Source organism: Kribbella pratensis (genome assembly GCF_004366075.1).
GTDB lineage: Bacteria > Actinomycetota > Actinomycetes > Propionibacteriales > Kribbellaceae > Kribbella > Kribbella pratensis.
In genome coordinates, this window is record NZ_SODU01000003.1 from 847,144 (window position 1) to 864,022 (window position 16,879).

Consider the following 16,879-nt stretch of genomic DNA (forward strand, 5'->3'; position numbering starts at 1 on the left):
ATCTATAGTGCTAGTTACATAGATGAATGGGGTTATCGATGATCGAGTTCCATCTGGACGGCCGGTCGGGGGTCTCGCCGTACCAGCAGATCGTTCAGCAGGTCCGGAACGCGTTGCGGCTCGGACTGCTGCGGGAGGGTGACCAGCTGCCGACCGTGAAGGACGTGGTGGCGGCGCTGGCGATCAACCCGAACACCGTGCTCAAGGCGTACCGCGAGCTCGAGCACGAAGGCCTGGTGCAGGCCCGGCCCGGGCGCGGCACGTTCGTCACCCGCACCCTCACCGACAACACACTCGCCGCCCACGGCCCGCTCCGCCAGGACCTCCGCCGCTGGCTGGCAAAGGCCCGCAAAGCCGGCCTCGACGACGAAAGCATCGAAGCCCTGTTCCTGACCACCTTTCGGTCCGCCGCTCAGGAGGACATAGCGTGACCACAGTTCTGCAGGCTCATGGGTTGGGGAAGAAGTACGGGCGGCGCTGGGCGCTGGCCGATTGTGATTTGGAAGTGCCGGCTGGGCATGTGGTCGGGCTCGTGGGGCCGAACGGTGCCGGTAAGAGCACGTTGCTGAATCTGGCGGTCGGGATGATCACGCCGTCCGCCGGGTCTGTCGAGGTGTTGTCGGCGCCGGCGGGCACGCAACAGGCGAAGGTCGGGTACGTCGCGCAGGACACGCCGACGTATAGCCGACTGAGTGTCGCGGACCATCTGCGGCTCGGGTCGCGGCTGAACCCGGCGTGGGACGATGCCCTTGCACAGCAACGGATCCAGCGCCTGAAGCTCGACCCGAAGCAGCGCGCCGGGCGGCTGTCCGGCGGTCAGCGCGCACAGCTCGCGCTCACGCTCGGGCTGGCCAAGCGCCCCGACCTGCTGATCCTCGACGAGCCGGTGGCGGCGCTCGATCCGCTCGCCCGGCGCGAGTTCCTCCAGGACCTGATGGAGGCGGTCGCCGACCAGGAGCTGAGCGTCGTACTGTCCTCGCACCTCGTCTCCGATGTCGAGCGGGCCTGTGACTACCTGATCGTCCTGGTGGAGTCGCGGGTGCAGGTCAGCGGCGAGATCGACACGTTGCTGGCGACGCACTTCCGGCTGACCGGTCCGCGGCGTGACCAGAAGGACCTGCCACGCGACCAGCATGTCGTGACGGCCAGCCACACCGACCGCCAGTCGACGTACCTGATCCGGACCGACAAGCCGATCCTGGATCCGGCCTGGACGGTCTCCCAACTCACGCTCGAAGACCTGGTGCTGGCCTACATGGGCCGCGACGTCCAGCCCGAGCGCCCGGTCCTGGAGGTGCAGCGATGATCTGGCTGACCTGGCGACAGTTCCGCATCCAGTTCCTGGTGGTCGCCGCGGTGATCCTGGCCACCGCGGTCTTCCTGGCCGTGACCGGCCCGAATCTGCTCGACGACTACCACCGCCTGACCACCAATTTCATCCAGAGCCTCGGGTACGAACGGCTCAACCCGATCCTGTACCGCGTCGGTCAACTCCTGCTGTACGCCGTACCTCCGGTGATCGGCGCCTTCTGGGGCGCGCCGCTGATCGCGCGTGAACTGGAGACCGGTACGCACCGGCTCGTCTGGAGCCAGAGCATCTCCCGCTGGCGCTGGCTGGCCACGAAACTCGGCGTCACCGGCCTGACCGCGATGGGGATCACGGGCCTCCTCAGCCTGGCGGTGACGTGGTGGTCGGACCCGATCGACGACGCGATCAACGCCGGCCAGGACTCGAACAGCTATCTGCCGCGACTGTTTCCACCGGTCTTCGCCGCCCGCGGCCTGGTTCCGGTCGGGTACACGGCCTTCGCGTTCGCCCTCGGCGTCGCGGTGGGACTCGTCGTACGGCGGACCTTGGTGGCGCTCGCGATCACCCTGGCCGCCGTGATCCTGGTGCAGGCCCTCACACCGTCGTTCGTCCGGCCGCACCTGCTCGCACCGACGGACCAGTACGTCGTCGCGTCCGCGGAGAACATCCGGGGCTTCGGGCTCAGCGGAGACGGACCGAATCCGCAGGTGACGATGATGGAGGTCGCGACCGGATCGGTCGGGGCGTGGAAGTTGTCCGACAAGACCGTGGACAAGTCCGGCGAGGCGGCCAAGCTGCCGTCCTGGGTGACCGCCTGCGCACCAGCACCACCCGGGATGACTCAGCAACCGACGAGCACCGCGGACCGCACCGCGTGTTTCCAGCGGCTGTCCGACGAGGGGTACCGGCAGCACGTGCGGTACTTCACGGCGAACACGTTCTGGGCGTTGCAGTGGCGTGAGTTCGGGTTGTTCCTGGGGCTGGCGTTGCTGCTGTGCGGGTTCAGCTTCTGGCGGATCCGGCGCGACCTGTCGTGAAGCGCCGTACCAGCAGGGCTGCGGCGAGGGCGGCCGCGGCGACGACCGCCGACGTCCACGGCAGGGTGACCGCGAGGACGACGCACCCGGTCAGGCCGATCACGTTGACGGCGCGCGGCCAGCGGCGCTGATCGGCCGGCTGGGTGAAGGCGGACGCGTTCGCGATCGCGTAGTACAGCAGGACTCCGAACGACGAGAAGCCGATCACGCCCCGCAGATCGGTCGTGAGGACGAGGATCCCGACCACCGCGGCGAGCGCGAGCTCGGCGTGGTGCGGGACCTGGTAGCGGGGATGTACTGCGGCCAGCCACGTGGGCAGGTCGCGATTGCGGGCCATGGCGAGCGTGGTGCGGCCGATGCCGGCGATCAGGGCGAGCAGGGCGCCGAGGCTGGCAAGTGCGGCACCGATCCTGACGATCGGTACCGCCCAGACCGCACCGACCCCGTCGACCGCGGCCGCGAGGGGCGCCGTGGTCGACGCGGGGTCGCCGGTCCGCAGCAGCGCCAGTGCGACGGCCAGGTAGATGCCGATGGCAATGACCAGCGCGATCGTGATCGCCCGCGGGATGGTTCGCGCCGGCTCCCGGACCTCCTCCCCCATCGTGGCGATCCGGGCGTAGCCGGCGAACGCGAAGAACAACAGACCCGCCGACTGCAGAACGCCGTACGGCGAGGTGCTGGTCGTCTCGTGATGCTGCGGGGCACCCGTGAACAGGACGACGAGCACGAGGGCCAGTACGACGAGGGTGCAGGTGATGAGGATCCTGGTGAGGCGTGCCGTCCTCGTCACGCCCCGGTAGTTGACGGCCGCCAGCGCGAGGACCGCCGCGAGGGCGATCAACCGTCGCAACCAGCCGACGTCGGTGACGTAGGTTGCGAAGGTCAGCGCCATCGCGGCACACGACGCGGTCTTGCCGATCACGAAACACCAGCCGGCGGCGAACCCCCACCACTCCCCCAGGCGCTCACGCCCGTAGACGTAGGTGCCGCCCGATACCGGGTAGACGGCCGCCAATTGCGCCGACGACGCCGCGTTGCAATAGGCAACGATCGCGGCGAGGACGAGGCCGAGCAGCAGACCGGACCCGGCGGCCTGCGCGGCCGGCGCCCAGACCGCGAAGACCCCGGCCCCGACCATCGAGCCGAGCCCGATGAGCACCGCATCTCCCACTCCCAACCGCCGCGCCAGCGCGGGACCGCTCTGCGGAGGGCTGGGGCGCCCCGGGTGAGCCGCGTCCTCGAGGCCGGGGCGGTCGGCGTTCATCTCAGTGGTCCGCCGCCATCGCCGCCGCGATCTTGGCTTCGGCATCGGCGACGTCCTCCTTGGGGGCTTCGGGCAGCAGGTCCGCCCACAGCGGCAGCATCTCCCGGCGCGCCTCGAGCATCCCGAGCGGACGCGGGAAGAACCAGACGTGGAAGTGGGCCGAACCGTCGCCCCAACGATAGACGTGCACCCGCGCGATGTCGCCGAGGGCGAGGATCGCCCGCTCGATGCGTGCGACGACCGGACCGTAGCTCTGCGCCACCTTGTCCGGCAGGTCGGAGAACGAGTCGTGGTGACCGCGGCTGGCCAGCCACACCACGCCCGGGATGGTGACGCCGGTGGCGCGGCACAGCGCCCAGTCGTCGTCGTACCAGAGTGGCGGTTCGTGTTCGGAGTTCTCGAAGTCGTCGAGCCAGTCGCACAGGCCGCAGTGTGGGCCGCCAGGCTCACCGACGCGGGGCGGTTCGGGGATCACCCGGGGCTGCGGCTCGAGGCGGACCAGCGGTTCGGCGTACGGAAGTGTCATGGCGGTCTCCAGTGTTCAGGAGCTGATGATGCCACCTAGTGAAACATGCTCGTTGCAAGAAATGCAACAGGCGTGTTTCACGCTTCGAGGACGCCGCGGAGGACCAGGTCGAGGGTGAGCCGCCGGGCCCGGGACCGCGACCAGTGGTGCCGGCCGCGCATGTGCACGTAGGTGAAGGCCGCCGAGACCATCAGCACCTCGGCGACGTCGCTGACCCGGCCGTGCGGGTGCAGCGTGCCGTCCGCCTCGCCTTCGCGGAGGAACCGCTCGAACGGGTCCAGGAACGAGACCGGCCCGTTGCGCGCCTGCTCCTGATGGAAGACCAGGTCCGACGACAGCATCAGCGGCAGATGCCGGTCGATCACGTCGAAGAGCGCCTCCAGCGTCCGGATCAGCCCTTCCCGACCGGACCCCGTGCCGGCGAGCACCGGCCACAACGTGTCCCGGTAGTCCTCGGCCAGCGCGTCGAGCAGCGAGTTCAGCAGCATCTCGACGGTGAATCCCTGCCGCCACAGCGTGACCCGGGAGCGTCCGACCTTCTCCGCGACCCGTTCCAGGGTCACGCCGGACCAGCCGTGCTCGGCCAGTACGGCGATGGTCGCCGTCCGGAGCGTCTCGTCCACCGCCACCGTCATCCGCGACCCCTCACTCTTGTGCAACGAGGTTGTTGCACTGCACGATGACTGTACCAACCACCGAGGGAGCACGCGTGGAGACCAGGACCGAGATCCAGGTGCGGTTCACCGAGCAGGAGCGGGACGGACTGACCGCGCTCGCGGCCGGTCTGCGAGGAGTGGCCGAGTCCGACCTCACCGAGGAGGACGCGCTGGTCGCGGCGCTGGAGCTCGCCCTGACCCGCCTGATCGAGGATTTCGAGGTCCCCGACCCGGCCGCCCGCGACCAGGTCCAACGCGCCCGCGACAACCTCCGAGCCAACTGGATCCGCGGCAGCGCAACCCTCTGACCAACCACCCGCCCTCGCCCCGCCGCCCTCCCTCGCACCCGCCCTCCCTCGCCCCCCTCGCCCCCCCTCGCCGCACAATGCTCACCGCACCACGCTCACCGCATCGCGCTCACCGGGCCGCCGTCTACCGCCGCACTCCCCAACACGAGGGGATATCCGTCCGCGTGTTGGGTTCTCCCCTCGCATACCAGGGGAGAACCCCTGACGAGACGGGATATCCCCTCGTGTTGGGGTGGGTGGTTGAGGTGGCGCGATGACGGGCGGCGCGTGCAATCTGGACAGGAGGTGTCGGGTCGCTGGGTAGTGCACCTGAGCGTGAGTGTCGTCGTGCGTACGGTGTCTCGCTGGTGCTCTACCTGTCGAGCTTGTACGCCGTCGGCCGGGGCGGGCGTTCGGGGTGGTGACAGGTTGTCCCCGTGGTGGGGTGGGTGGTCAGGCCGCGTTCAGCACGCCGAGCAGGCGGGCGACCTCGGTGGCGACGGCGTCTCGGGCCGGGCCGAGGTACTTGCGGGTGTCGACCAGTTTGGGGTTGTCGGCGAGGACCTGGCGGACCTTGTCGGTGAAGACGTTGTTGAGGTGGGTGGCGATGTTGACCTTGGTCATGCCGGCCTCGACCGCCCGGGTCAGGTCGGGGTCCGCGACACCGGAGGAGCCGTGCAGGACCAGCGGTACGGCGACAGCCTCGTGCAGGCGGGTGATGAGGTCGAAGTCGAGCGTCGCCGTACGCTCGGTCATCGCATGCGAGGAACCGACCGCGACGGCGAGCGCATCCACGCCGGTCGCTTCGGCGAAGGCGACGGCCTCGTCGGGACGGGTACGGGCGCCGGGCGCGTGGACACCGTCCTTGCCGCCGACCTCGCCGATCTCCGCCTCGACGAAGACACCGTGATCGTGGCAGTAGGCCGTCACCTCAGTGGTCGCTGCGACGTTGTCGGCGTACTCGAGCTTGGACGCGTCGTACATCACCGACGTGAACCCGAGCGTGACGGCCTCGGTGACCAGGTCCCGATCCATCGCGTGGTCCAGGTGTACGACGACCGGCACCGTGGCGGCGGCCGCCGCGGCCAGCGTCGCGACCCCGATCGGCTTCAGCGCACCGTGGTACTTCACCGCGTTCTCGCTGATCTGGAGGATCACCGGCGCACCGGCCTGCTCGGCACCCGCGATCAGCGCGATCGCGTGCTCCAGCTGGATCACGTTGAACGCGCCGACCCCACGGCCGGCCTTGGCCGCGGCCAGCACGACCTCGGCACCGGATACCAACGGCATGGGAACTCCTTCTAATTAACGATGACCTGGGGTTGCCAGCGCCGATAAGCGGCGAGATCGATGTCTCCGGCAACAGGTGTCAGCACAGCGGCAGCAGAAGCGGCGACAGCGGACTTGAGTACGACGGACCAGTCCGGCTCCGGCGATTCCGCGACAGCTGCCGCGACGACCGCCGTACACGCGTCGCCCGCACCGGTCGGGTTGCCGCGCACGGTCTCGACCGGTAACGCGCGCCAGACGCCCTTCTTGCTAGCAGCAACCATCCCGCGTGGTCCGTCGGTGATCACGGCCGCGGTCGCACCGAGCGCGACCAGCTCCGACGCACCCTCCTCGACCTCGACGTCGCCAACGGCAGCACGCAGTTCGGCAGCGTTCGCGCGCACCACCGCACCGGCGCGCGCAGCGGCGTTCAGCGCATCGCCGCCCGCATCGATCACCGTCAGTACGTCGTGGTGCCGGGCGCGGACCGCGATCTCGGCGTACGCGTCGGCCGGCAGCCCCAGCGGCAGGCTGCCCGAGCAGGCGAGCACCCCGAGCCGTCCCCACGGCATCCGGTCGCCGAACGCTCGCCACTCGTCCGCGGTCACCGTCGGCCCGGCCTCGTTGAAGATCGTGGCGTCCCCGTCCACATCATTGACGATGGCAACGGTACGGCGGGTCTCGCCGGCGATCGGGGTGAGGAGCGCGGTCAGCCCGGCGTCGAACAGTTCCTCGGCGACCAGCTCACCGGTGACCCCGCCGACGAATCCGAGCACCAGCACCTGGTGCCCGAGCGTCGCTGCCACCCGCGCGACGTTCACGCCCTTACCGCCCGCGCGCCGCCGGATCCGGTCGACGCGATGGCTGCCGCCGACCCGCAACTCGTCGACCTCGTACGTGACGTCCAGCGCGAGGTTGAGGGTGACGGTACCGATCAATCCAGCCACGACCCGGCCCGCATGACCTTCTGTACGGCGTACTCGTCGTCGAGCAGCACCAGGTCCGCCCGCTTCCCGGTCTCGATCGAGCCCACGTCGTACCAGCCGAACGCCTGCGCCGGCGTCGTCGACGCCATCCGGGACGCATCCACGAGGGATACCCCGGACTTCACCGCATTGCGGTAGGCGACATCCATGGTCAGGGTGCTGCCGGCGATCGAGTGGCTGCCGTGGGCGAGCGTCGCCAGACCGTCCTTGACGTCGACCTCGAGGCTGCCGATCTTGTACCGGCCGTTCGGCATCCCGGTCGCCTCCATCGCGTCGGTGATCAGCGCGATCCGGTTCACCCCGGCCGCCGCGAGCGCGACCCGGACCACCTGCGGGTCCAGGTGCATGCCGTCGTTGATCACCTCGAGCAGCAGCCGTTCGTCGTTGAGCGCGGCGCCGGCCGGGCCCGGGTCGCGGTGGTGGAACGGCCGCATCCCGTTGAACAGGTGCGTCGCGACGGTCGCACCGGCGTCGGCCCCCGCGACCATCTGCTCGTACGTCGCGTCCGTGTGCCCGAGAGCGGCGACCGCGCCGGCGTCGACGACCTGACGAATCGCGTCCAGCCCGTTCTCCAGCTCCGGCGCGATCGTCACCATCTTCACCGCGTCGCTCAGCACCTTGGTGACATCGTCCTTGAGCGGCGGCCGGAGCAGCGTCGGCTCATGCGCACCGCAGCGTGCCTCGGACAGGAAGGGTCCTTCGAGGTGCACGCCCGCGATGACACCGTCGGCGATCAGCTCGGCGAGGCAGTCCGTCTGCGCGACGAGTTCGTCGAGCGGCGCGGTCACCAGGCTGGCCAGCGTGGTCGTCGTACCGTGCTTGCCGTGGAAGGCCGCGACCTTGCGCGCCTCCTCCGGATCCGTGGTCGAGTACGTCGACCCGCCGCCGCCGTGCGTGTGGATGTCGACGAACCCCGGGACAACGGTCACGTCGCCGAGGTCCTCGGGCCGCTTGCCGTCGGCCGGCATCCCCTCGGACCGCCGGCCGAAGGCGCGGATGTCCTCGCCCTCCACCTGGATCCAGGCGTTCTCCAGAACGTCGTCCGGCGTCACCACGCGACCCACGCGATAGGTCGTCATCCCCTGTCCTCCTCGTCGGCGGCTGCGCGGTCCCAGGCCATCTGGGCGGCGCCGAGCATGCCGGCTTCCTCGCCCAGGACGGCCGCCACGATCTCCGGTTCGCGCTGGAACGTCAGTCGCGCGTGGACACCTTCGCGCAGGGGCTGCAGCAGGGTCTCGCCGGCGCCCACCAGACCGCCGCCGATCGCGATCCGGGTCGGGGCGACCAGGGTCGTGTAGAGCACCAGGGCGTCGATCAGGGCGGCCAGCGCGTCGTGCCAGACCTGCGCGGCGTCCGGATCCCCGGCCGCGAGCAGTTCCATCACCTCGCGCGCGCCGTCGACGGTCCGCCCGGTGCGGGCGGCGTACCGCCTGGCGAGCGCGGCCGCGGACGCGACCGTCTCGAGGCAGCCCCATTGACCACACGCGCAGAGTTCGGCGGCGTCGCCGTGGATGAACTTGGAGTGCCCGAGCTCACCGGCGTACCCGTCGCCGCTGACCAGGGAGCCGTCGACGATCATCGCGGCCGCGATCCCGGTGCCGAGCGGGAGGAACATCGAGTTCGTGGTGCCGGCCAGCGCGCCGTGGCGCAGTTCGGCGTACCCGCCGGCGCGGACGTCGTGCGCGAGCACGATCGGTACGCCGTCGCCGACCGCGGCCTTCAGCTCGGCGAGGACCGGCGTGCCGGTCCATTCGAGGTTCTCGGCGCCGACCGTGCCGTGCTCGGCGTCGATGACACCGGGGACGACGACACCGATGGCGCGCACGTGATGACCCTCCGCGGTCGCCTTCTGGCTGAGCTCGACGACGGTCTCCAGCAGGGCGTCGAGCACGGCACGGCCACCGTCTCGCGCGTCGGCCCGGGGCGTCGGCCTGGTCTCGCGGTGCAGCACGGCACCGTCGGCGGCGACCAGGCCGCACTTCATCCGGGTTCCACCGAGGTCGACGGCAACCACGACTTCACAGGGGTCCACGGAGCGCCATTATGCAGCGTTACCTGGCAGTCCGAACATCCATGAGCAGAATCCGGACAAACTCACACGGACCAGTGCGCAAGCTGGTCCTCAAACTGACTGGGAACCGTGGGCAGGGAATCCACGGTTTCCAGGTGTCAGGAACGCAGGCCGTGGTCGAACGCGGCCACCAGAAAGGTGACCAGGTTCTCGGCCAGTTTGCCCGGGTCCTCGGTGCCGGCGGCACCCGGCGTCGGGGACAGCGCCTGCGACTGATGGAGCGCGAGCAGGCCGAGCATGTTCATGTACCCGAACGCGACCGCGTCCGGTGATGCCTGCGGCAGCGCCTGCTGCAGCGCCGCCAGGTACCTGCTCTCGATCGGCTCCGACTCGACCGCGTACAACTCACGGATCCGGCGGCTCGGATCGAACGCGATCCGGCCGATGAACCGTGCGACCACGGCGCCGCGTTCACCGCGGCGCAGCACCAGTTCCAGTCCGGGCTCGACGAAGGCCCGGATCAGGGCCTCCGGTGTCGGCGGAGCACCCGCCTCCAACTGGTCCAGCCGGCGCCGCCGTTCGGCGTTGACCGGCGCCATCGCCCGCGCCACGGCAGCGCGGAGCAGGGCCTCTTTCGAGCCGAAGTGATAGTTGACCGCCGCGATGTTCGCTGCCGCCGCAACCGTGATGGCGCGCAGCGACGTTCCCTCGTAACCCCCTTCACCGAACCGTTGCTCGGCGACGTTGAGCAACCTCTCCCGGGTCGTTTCGACCGGTGTCTCCACAGAGTTCTCCTTCCCCCCGGCTACCGCTCGCGCAGGCACCCCACCTGCTCACGCGCAGTAGCCTGCAGTCAGCATAGTTCAAACGGTCATTTGAACTGGAGGGCTCAGCTCACTTGTTCCGAGAAATCCTCAGATTTCTCTGAAACCCTTTCCTTCCCAGCACTCTCACCCTTCACACCTCCACCACGGCACGTACACAAACGAGTGATTCCTGTGAGTGCATTAGGGTCGTGGGCCATGACTGTTGTGCGGGTCGAGCGGCGATTCCAGGGGCCGGACAGGTCGGGCAACGGCGGGTATGTCGCAGGTCTGGTCGGGACCTCGCTGGCAGCGGACCTCGCGCCGGAGTCGGTGCCGAAGGTGACACTGCGGATGCCGCCGCCGCTGGAGAAGGACCTCGAACTGTGCGCCGGCCGGTTGACGGACGGTGACGCCTTGGTGGCGGAAGCGCTGCCGGTCGACAGTGAGTTCCTCGCTGACGCGACGATCGATCCGGTGCCGCCCGAAGAGGCTCGCGCGGCCGAGGCGGCGTACCGCGGTCTGCGCAACCACCCGTTCCCGAGTTGCTTCGTGTGCGGGCCGGCGAACCAAAGCGGTCTGCGCCTGAAGCCCGGCCCGATCGGCGACGGCCGTACGGCGTGCACCTGGACGCCCGCCGCGGACCTCGCAACCGACGGCCTGGTCGACGAGGTGTTCCTGTGGGCGGCGCTCGACTGCCCCGGCGGCTGGACGATCGACCTCGAAGGACGCCCCTCCGTGCTCGGCCAGTTGACCGCGTGCATCGACGCGCGCCCGGAGGCGGGCGAGGAATGCGTCGCACTCGGCCGCTATCTCGGCGAGGACGGCCGCAAGACGTTCACGGCCAGCACCCTGTACGACGCCGACGGCCGCGTCCTCGCCCGCGCCAAGCACACCTGGATCACGGTCGACCCAGCCGCCTTCAATTAGCGCTGGGGAATCCCGCTGATCACTTCAGGTGCGTAGCAGTCCCCACTTCAGCGAGCGCGGGCGGCGTGGGCGCGGACCTTGGCGCGGTTGCCGCAGGTGGCCATCGAGCACCAGCGGCGGCGGCCGCGGGCGTCGAGGAACAACCAGCCGCACGACGGGCAGGTCCGCACGTGCTCGCGAGACGAGCCGGTCAGTAGCTCGCCCGCGAGCAACGCGAGATTGTGCAGCGGGAGGTCCAGATCCTCCGGCAACTCCCAGACCGGACCATCCTCGGAGCGCACGAGTTGTCGTCTCCCCGAGGCCTTCTCGATCAGCCGGGCCGCGGCCGCGAACGTGTGATCGGTCGCCTGCCCGGTGAGTACGTCGTACAACTCGGACCGGAAATCGAGTGTGGTCTGCAGTCGCCGGCCCATTTCGATCGGACTGCTCCCAGCCCGCTCGATCAGCCGGAACACGGTCGCCGGCGGCAGCAGGCCGACGTACGAGTTCCAGATCAGGAAGGCCTCGTACGACGTCAGCCACTCGGTCCGGGCGGTGCCACGGGTGGTCCACTCGGACCGGGTGTTGACGAAGTCGAGCACCGGATGCGCGCCGACCGGCTTGGGCAGGACGACGCCCTGCACAAGCTCGAGATGGGACGGCAACGCGCTCATCGAGTTACCTGGCCGGCGTCGTGGGCTGGGTGGTCGGTTGCTGGTTGGTCGTGGTCGGCACCGGGATGCTGACGTTGCCGTTCTGCGGGATGACCATGAACTGGATCTTGCCCGACTCGATCGCGGTCTTCAGCAGGTAACCCTGCGCCCCGAGCATCGCGACCTGCTGCTTGACCGACTGCAGCTCGACGTTCACCTGCTGGTTCTTCTGCTCCTGCGTCGCCTTCGCGAGCTCGGCGCGCTGCTTGGCCTCCAGGCCGTCGATGATGCCCTTGTCCAGCGGCATCGGCTTCTGGACCGTGAAGGACAGCTCACCGCAGTCGTTGCTGCCGTTGTAGCCCGGGCCGCAGAAGTAGTCGCCGCCGACCGCGGCCGGCAGCAGCCGGGTGAACTCCTTGGCCGCCGCGGACTGGAACGCCGACTTCATCTTCTCGTTGTTGTACAGCTCCGCCCAGCCGTAGTTGGTCGCGACCGCGGACAGGGCCCGGTCGATCTGCGGGCGGAAGTAGCTCTGCAGCATGTCGTTCCAGCCGCTCTCCTCGTACGCCTCGGTCTTCAGACCGATCCGCTCGTGGAACGACTTCAGCACGTCCTTGTTGCGGTTCAGCGTGAAGTAGACCTGGACGCGGACGCCGAGCCGGACGTTGTCCTTGCTGACCACGGTGACCTCGTCGGCAGCATCCGTGTCCGCGCCGTCGCCGCCGATGATGTACGAGCGCTGGTCGATCGGGTACGTGTACAGCGTGTCGCCCGGGCCGATCAGCTTGTTCGTCGAGCCGGGCGGAACCACCGACTTGAACTTCTTGTCCTCGATCACGCCGCCGCCGTAGTGCAGACCGATCCGGTTGGCGTCGGTGTTGGCGAAGTTGAAGATGTTGAACAAGATGATGATCACGATCACCACCAGGATCAGCACCCCGATCACCTTCACCTTGCCGCCGCCCCCCTTGGGCTTGATCGCCGCCGCGGCGTTCCCCAGCTTTGCCATCAGTCGTGTAGCTCCTTGCGTTCCACCAGTCGCCGGACGTCGGCGAGGGTCAGGTCGGCGGTGACCGCGACGTCCCGCGGCACCGACGGATGCGAGCTGAGCGTACGCAGACCCTGCTCCGCAGCCGCGACTGCCCGCTCCAGTGCCCTGACCTCCTGCAGCAGCGCCCGATGTTCGGCGTTCAGCGTGGCCAGTGCCTGCTCCGCGGTCACGGCCCGCCGGTACGAGGACCACGCGAACCAGGCAGCGCCGATCAACAACACGATCGCCGGCAGTCCGAGTCTGATCATGCCGTCGATTGTGGTTCATCCCAGGGCGAAATTGTGTTGAAGCCTCAAGCGGGTGGCAGTAAGTTCGCAGTACACGCGAAGGGAGGTGGTCCAACGCATGAATTGCTATCGGACTCGTGAGGTGGCGGCGGGCTAACCGCCAACCACAGTTAAGTGGGCAAGTGGTCGGCCGAAACCAACGCCAGCCACCGGGCCTGCGGGCAGTCAGGTAGTCCGCCTGACCCTGAGTTCGGCCACCCGGTCGTGTCTCTGGAAGCGCCCGCAGGCTTCTCTTATTCGGGCGGCGGGCAGTCCAGGCCGAGCGCCCCGCCGATCTCGAAGAGCTGCGCCTCGAAGTACGCCGCGGCGTCCGGCAGCACCCAGTGGAGCTGGCCGAAGACCTCCATGCAGATCAGTCCGTAGAGCCGGGTCCAGTAGTTCAGCGACAGATAGATCGCGCCGGGCGGCATCCCGTGGAAGTGCTCCGACTCGGCCGTGAGCTGCTCGACCAGCACGGTCCCGAGCTCGTCGTCGGCCGGGTGCGGGAACGGCTTCTGGTGCCAGATCTGCGCCACGAGTTCCTTGAACAGCGCCCCGAACCGCATCGCCGCCTGATGCCCGGGCGTCTCCTCGTGACCGTCGCCCTCAGGATCGGGTACGGCGGTACCGAACAGCAGCCCGAACTCGGCCGGATGCGCCAGCGCCCAGTCCCGCAGACCGTTCGCGAGCAGGTAGAGCCGGGCGCCGAGATCGACGTCCTCCTCGGCGCACTGCAGATCCATCAACGCGGTCGTCAGCTCGTCGTACAGGTCCGCGATCAGGGCGCTGACCAGCGCCTCGTGGCTCGGGAAGTACCGGTACAGCGCGGGCGGGGTGAGGCCGAGCTCGCGCGCCACCGCGCGCAGACCGACGGCCGCGGTCCCGCCGGCGACCAGCAGCCGGCGGGCGGCCGCCTTGATCTCCGCCAGCGTCGCTGCTCGCCGCCGGTCTCGGCTATCCACCTTCAAAACTCTCCTTGACATCGCCGTGGGGCAGGACCTTAGAGTGAACACCGTTAACAGTTAACGCTGTTCACTCATGCTCCTGCCGCTCAATCTACGCCCTGGGAGACAGTTTCGTGTTCGAGACGCTCGGCCGTTTCGCCTACCGGCGGCGCCGTCTGGTGCTCGCCCTGACCGGTGTCTTCGTCGCCCTCGGCCTCGTCTGGGGCACCGGCGTGTTCGGCTCGCTGGCCAACGGCGGCTTCGACGCGCCGGACACCGAAGCCGCGAACGCCGTCAAGACCATCGAGGAGAACGTCGGCCGCACCGGCACCGACGTGATCGTGCTCTACCGCGACCCGTCGTCGACCGTGGCCGATCCGGCCTTCCGGCAGTCCGTCGAGAGCGATCTGGCCGAGTTGCCGACCGCCGACGTGACCGCGGTCTCGACGTACTGGAGCACCAAGTCCCCGGTGTTCGTGTCCAAGGACCAGCACAGCACGTACGCCGTCCTCACGCTGGCCGGGGCGACGCCGGAGGACCGGCTGGAGACGTTCCACAAGATCGCCTCGCAGGTCCGCTCGGGACCGGCGGGTCTGGACACGAAGGTCGGCGGCGAGGTCGCGGTCTTCGACGAGGTGAACACCCAGACCGAGCACGACATCGTGAAGGCCGAGACGATCTCGACGCCGATCGTGCTGGTGCTGCTGGTGGTCGTGTTCGGCGGCCTGGTCGCCGCGTCGCTGCCGCTGTTCGTCGGTGCGCTCGCGATCCTCGGCGCGTTCGTGCTGCTCCGCGGCCTGTCGGCGGTCACCGACGTGTCGATCTTCTCGATCAACATCGTCACGATGATCGGCCTCGGACTGGCCATCGACTACGCGCTGTTCATCGTCACCCGGTTCCGCGAGGAGCTTGCTCGCGGCAACGATGTGGAGACGGCGCTGACTGCGACCATGGCCACGGCCGGGCGGACGGTGGCGTTCTCCGGCGTGACGGTCGGCGTGGCGATCAGCAGCCTGGTCCTGTTCCCGGTGATGTTCCTGAAGTCGATGGCGTACGGCGGTGCGGCCGCGGTGGCGATCGCGATGATCGCGGCCCTGACCGCGTTGCCCGCGTTGCTCGCGGTGCTCGGACACCGGGTGAACAACCTGCGCATCTTCAAGCCCCGCAAGGCTTCCAGCGATCACGGCGCCTGGTACCGGCTGGCGCACAGCGTGATGCGACGCCCGGTGCGGTACGTCGTCGTGCTCGTCCCGGTGCTGCTCGTGCTCGGAATTCCCTTCCTGGGCGCCCAACTCGGCGGCGTCGACCACCGGTCGTTGCCGTCCGGTGCCACCTCGCGGACGGTGACCGAAACGCTGCAGCGCGACTTCCCGGGAGCCGGCGGGTCGGACATCTACGCGGCGGTGCGGTTCGACTCCGCCCCGAGTGATCCATCTGCGGCGTTGGCGCCGTACATCGCTGAGTTGAAGCAGGTGCGGGACGTCGAGGACGTGCGGATCGGCGGGTACGAGCATGGCGTCGCGTCGGTTGTCGTGCACACTCGCTTCACCGGGCAGGAGTTGCCGGCGCGGGATGTCGTGCACGGGGTGCGGGCGGTGCCGGCGCCGTCGGGGACCGACGTACAGGTCGGTGGTGAGACGGCGGCGGTGATCGACCTGCTCGACGTGCTGAAGGAGCGGGCGCCGTACATGGCCGGATTCATCGTGGTGGTGACGTTCCTGCTGCTGTTCGTTGCCTTCGGCTCGTTCGTGCTGCCTCTGAAGGCATTGGTCATGAACGTGCTGTCGCTGTCCGCGGCGTTCGGCGCGATGGTGTGGATCTTCCAGGACGGGCATCTGTCCGGGTTCCTGGACTTCACGCCGGCCGGGTTCCTGGACGCGACCAACCCGGTGCTGCTGTTCGCCGTCCTGTTCGGGCTGTCGATGGACTACGAGGTGTTCCTGCTCAGCCGGATCCGGGAGGAGTACGACAAGACCGGCGACAACACCCAGGCGGTCGCGCTCGGGCTGCAGCGGACCGGCGGCATCATCACCAGCGCGGCACTGCTGCTGATCATCGTGGTCGCGGCGTTCTCCACGTCGGGCATCGTGTTCGTGAAGATGATCGGTGTCGGGCTGGTGATCGCGATCGCGCTGGACGCGACGATCGTGCGGGCGTTGCTCGTGCCGGCCACGATGCGGCTACTCGGACGCGCGAACTGGTGGGCGCCGGCGCCGCTGGCGCGCTGGTGGAAGTCGCACGGTTTCCGGGAAGAGCCTCAGGGCTGGAGCCGCGACAGCTCCCAGTCGCCGCCGGAGCTGGTCCGGCGGTAGGCCAGGCGGTCGTGCAGACGGCCGGTGCGGCCCTGCCAGAACTCGAACGCCTCCGGGGCCACCAGGTAACCGCCCCAGAAGTACGGCGTGGAGATCTCGGTGCCCTCCGGCCACTGCCGCTCGTACGACTCGTACTGCAGGTCGAGCTCCTCACGGGAGGCCACCGGCTGGCTCTGCTGGGACGCCCAGGCACCGAGCTGTGACTCGCGCGGGCGGCTTGCGAAGTACTCGTCGACCTCGTCGCCGGGCAGCTTGGTGACGGTGCCTTCGACACGGACCTGCCGCTCCATCGCGTGCCAGGGGAACACGAGGGCGCAGTGCGGGTTGGCAGCCAGGTCGTCGGCCTTGCGGGACTGCTGGTTGGTGTAGAAGACGAACCCGCGCTCGTCCACACGCTTCAGCAGCACGGTCCGCGCCGACGGGCGTCCGGCCTGGTCAGCGGTCGCGAGCACCATCGCGTTGGGCTCGGCCAGGCCGACTTCCCTGGCCTGCTCCAGCCAGGTCTGGAACTGCACGACCGGGTCGGGAGCGACCTGGCTCTCCAGCAACTCACCGAGTCCGTACGTACGCCGCATCTCCGCAAGGTCCACGCTTCG

Annotated in this window: 19 protein-coding genes; 6 read left to right on the plus strand and 13 right to left on the minus strand. The window is 69.0% G+C overall.

The genetic code is table 11. The features are described 5' to 3' along the window. Positions 1-38 precede the first annotated feature (38 nt). Genes EV137_RS28250 through EV137_RS28260 form a run of 3 tightly spaced genes read left to right on the plus strand, consistent with a single transcriptional unit; the run spans position 39 to position 2,346 of the window. Positions 39-431, plus strand: a complete 393-nt coding sequence (locus EV137_RS28250; RefSeq protein ID WP_165549724.1) for a GntR family transcriptional regulator — start codon at positions 39-41, stop codon at positions 429-431. Beyond that, complete coding sequence (locus tag EV137_RS28255; protein ID WP_134009037.1) at positions 428-1,306, plus strand: ABC transporter ATP-binding protein; 879 nt, start codon at positions 428-430, stop codon at positions 1,304-1,306. Before EV137_RS28250 ends, EV137_RS28255 begins: the two co-directional genes overlap by 4 nt. Continuing rightward, on the plus strand, positions 1,303-2,346 hold the full coding sequence (locus tag EV137_RS28260; RefSeq protein ID WP_134131424.1) for an ABC transporter permease: 1,044 nt from the start codon (positions 1,303-1,305) through the stop codon (positions 2,344-2,346). The genes EV137_RS28255 and EV137_RS28260 overlap by 4 nt, the downstream gene beginning before the upstream one ends. Here EV137_RS28260 and EV137_RS28265 read toward each other — a convergent pair. The 3 genes from EV137_RS28265 to EV137_RS28275 form a co-directional block, all read right to left on the minus strand. After that, positions 2,312-3,655, minus strand: coding sequence for an APC family permease (locus tag EV137_RS28265; RefSeq protein ID WP_238175600.1), 1,344 nt, complete (start codon positions 3,653-3,655; stop codon positions 2,312-2,314). The two genes, EV137_RS28260 and EV137_RS28265, sit on opposite strands and share 35 nt — an antisense overlap. Then, positions 3,612-4,136, minus strand: a complete 525-nt coding sequence (locus tag EV137_RS28270) for an HIT family protein (protein WP_134131426.1) — start codon at positions 4,134-4,136, stop codon at positions 3,612-3,614. The genes EV137_RS28265 and EV137_RS28270 overlap by 44 nt, the downstream gene beginning before the upstream one ends. A 77-nt stretch (positions 4,137-4,213) precedes the next feature. After that, a complete protein-coding gene (locus tag EV137_RS28275) occupies positions 4,214-4,771 on the minus strand; it encodes a TetR/AcrR family transcriptional regulator (protein ID WP_134009032.1) in 558 nt (185 codons plus the stop codon). Positions 4,772-4,845: 74 nt separating this feature from the next. Here EV137_RS28275 and EV137_RS28280 point away from each other — a divergent pair, with 74 nt between their 5' ends. Further along, on the plus strand, positions 4,846-5,100 hold the full coding sequence (locus tag EV137_RS28280) for a hypothetical protein (protein WP_134009030.1): 255 nt from the start codon (positions 4,846-4,848) through the stop codon (positions 5,098-5,100). Between the two features lie 432 nt (positions 5,101-5,532). Here EV137_RS28280 and EV137_RS28285 read toward each other — a convergent pair whose 3' ends face one another. The 5 genes from EV137_RS28285 to EV137_RS28305 form a co-directional block, all read right to left on the minus strand. Further along, complete coding sequence (locus EV137_RS28285; RefSeq protein WP_134131427.1) at positions 5,533-6,369, minus strand: class II fructose-bisphosphate aldolase; 837 nt, start codon at positions 6,367-6,369, stop codon at positions 5,533-5,535. A gap of 11 nt (positions 6,370-6,380) precedes the next feature. Next, positions 6,381-7,295 (minus strand): 1-phosphofructokinase family hexose kinase, encoded by a 915-nt coding sequence (locus tag EV137_RS28290; protein WP_202871183.1) that lies wholly within the window; start codon positions 7,293-7,295, stop codon positions 6,381-6,383. Further along, on the minus strand, positions 7,283-8,413 hold the full coding sequence (gene nagA / locus EV137_RS28295) for an N-acetylglucosamine-6-phosphate deacetylase (protein WP_134131428.1): 1,131 nt from the start codon (positions 8,411-8,413) through the stop codon (positions 7,283-7,285). The genes EV137_RS28290 and nagA overlap by 13 nt, the downstream gene beginning before the upstream one ends. Beyond that, the gene (locus EV137_RS28300) at positions 8,410-9,366 is read right to left on the minus strand and encodes an ROK family protein (RefSeq protein ID WP_238175601.1); all 957 of its coding nucleotides are present in this window, start codon (positions 9,364-9,366) and stop codon (positions 8,410-8,412) included. The genes nagA and EV137_RS28300 overlap by 4 nt, the downstream gene beginning before the upstream one ends. A gap of 137 nt (positions 9,367-9,503) precedes the next feature. Then, complete coding sequence (locus EV137_RS28305; protein ID WP_134009024.1) at positions 9,504-10,130, minus strand: TetR/AcrR family transcriptional regulator; 627 nt, start codon at positions 10,128-10,130, stop codon at positions 9,504-9,506. Between the two features lie 237 nt (positions 10,131-10,367). Here EV137_RS28305 and EV137_RS28310 point away from each other — a divergent pair, with 237 nt between their 5' ends. Continuing rightward, positions 10,368-11,078, plus strand: a complete 711-nt coding sequence (locus EV137_RS28310) for a hotdog family protein (protein WP_134131429.1) — start codon at positions 10,368-10,370, stop codon at positions 11,076-11,078. A 47-nt stretch (positions 11,079-11,125) separates the two neighbouring features. Here the strand turns inward: EV137_RS28310 and EV137_RS28315 are convergent, their stop codons facing one another. The 4 genes from EV137_RS28315 to EV137_RS28330 all read right to left on the minus strand — a co-directional run bounded on the left by EV137_RS28315 (position 11,126) and on the right by EV137_RS28330 (position 13,989). Beyond that, on the minus strand, positions 11,126-11,731 hold the full coding sequence (locus tag EV137_RS28315) for a CGNR zinc finger domain-containing protein (RefSeq protein ID WP_134131430.1): 606 nt from the start codon (positions 11,729-11,731) through the stop codon (positions 11,126-11,128). Between the two features lie 4 nt (positions 11,732-11,735). Next, positions 11,736-12,719, minus strand: coding sequence for an SPFH domain-containing protein (locus tag EV137_RS28320; protein ID WP_134009018.1), 984 nt, complete (start codon positions 12,717-12,719; stop codon positions 11,736-11,738). Next, positions 12,719-13,009: a hypothetical protein gene (locus tag EV137_RS28325; RefSeq protein ID WP_238175602.1), complete on the minus strand. Its 291-nt coding sequence runs from the start codon at positions 13,007-13,009 to the stop codon at positions 12,719-12,721. The genes EV137_RS28320 and EV137_RS28325 overlap by 1 nt, the downstream gene beginning before the upstream one ends. Before the next feature lie 272 nt (positions 13,010-13,281). Further along, a complete protein-coding gene (locus tag EV137_RS28330; protein WP_238175603.1) occupies positions 13,282-13,989 on the minus strand; it encodes a TetR/AcrR family transcriptional regulator in 708 nt (235 codons plus the stop codon). 116 nt (positions 13,990-14,105) lie between these two features. Between EV137_RS28330 and EV137_RS28335 the strand changes: the two genes are divergently transcribed. Beyond that, positions 14,106-16,283, plus strand: coding sequence for an MMPL family transporter (locus tag EV137_RS28335; protein WP_134131431.1), 2,178 nt, complete (start codon positions 14,106-14,108; stop codon positions 16,281-16,283). Here EV137_RS28335 and pdxH read toward each other — a convergent pair. Then, positions 16,229-16,873, minus strand: coding sequence for a pyridoxamine 5'-phosphate oxidase (gene pdxH, locus EV137_RS28340; protein WP_238175604.1), 645 nt, complete (start codon positions 16,871-16,873; stop codon positions 16,229-16,231). The two genes, EV137_RS28335 and pdxH, sit on opposite strands and share 55 nt — an antisense overlap. Positions 16,874-16,879 lie beyond the last annotated feature (6 nt).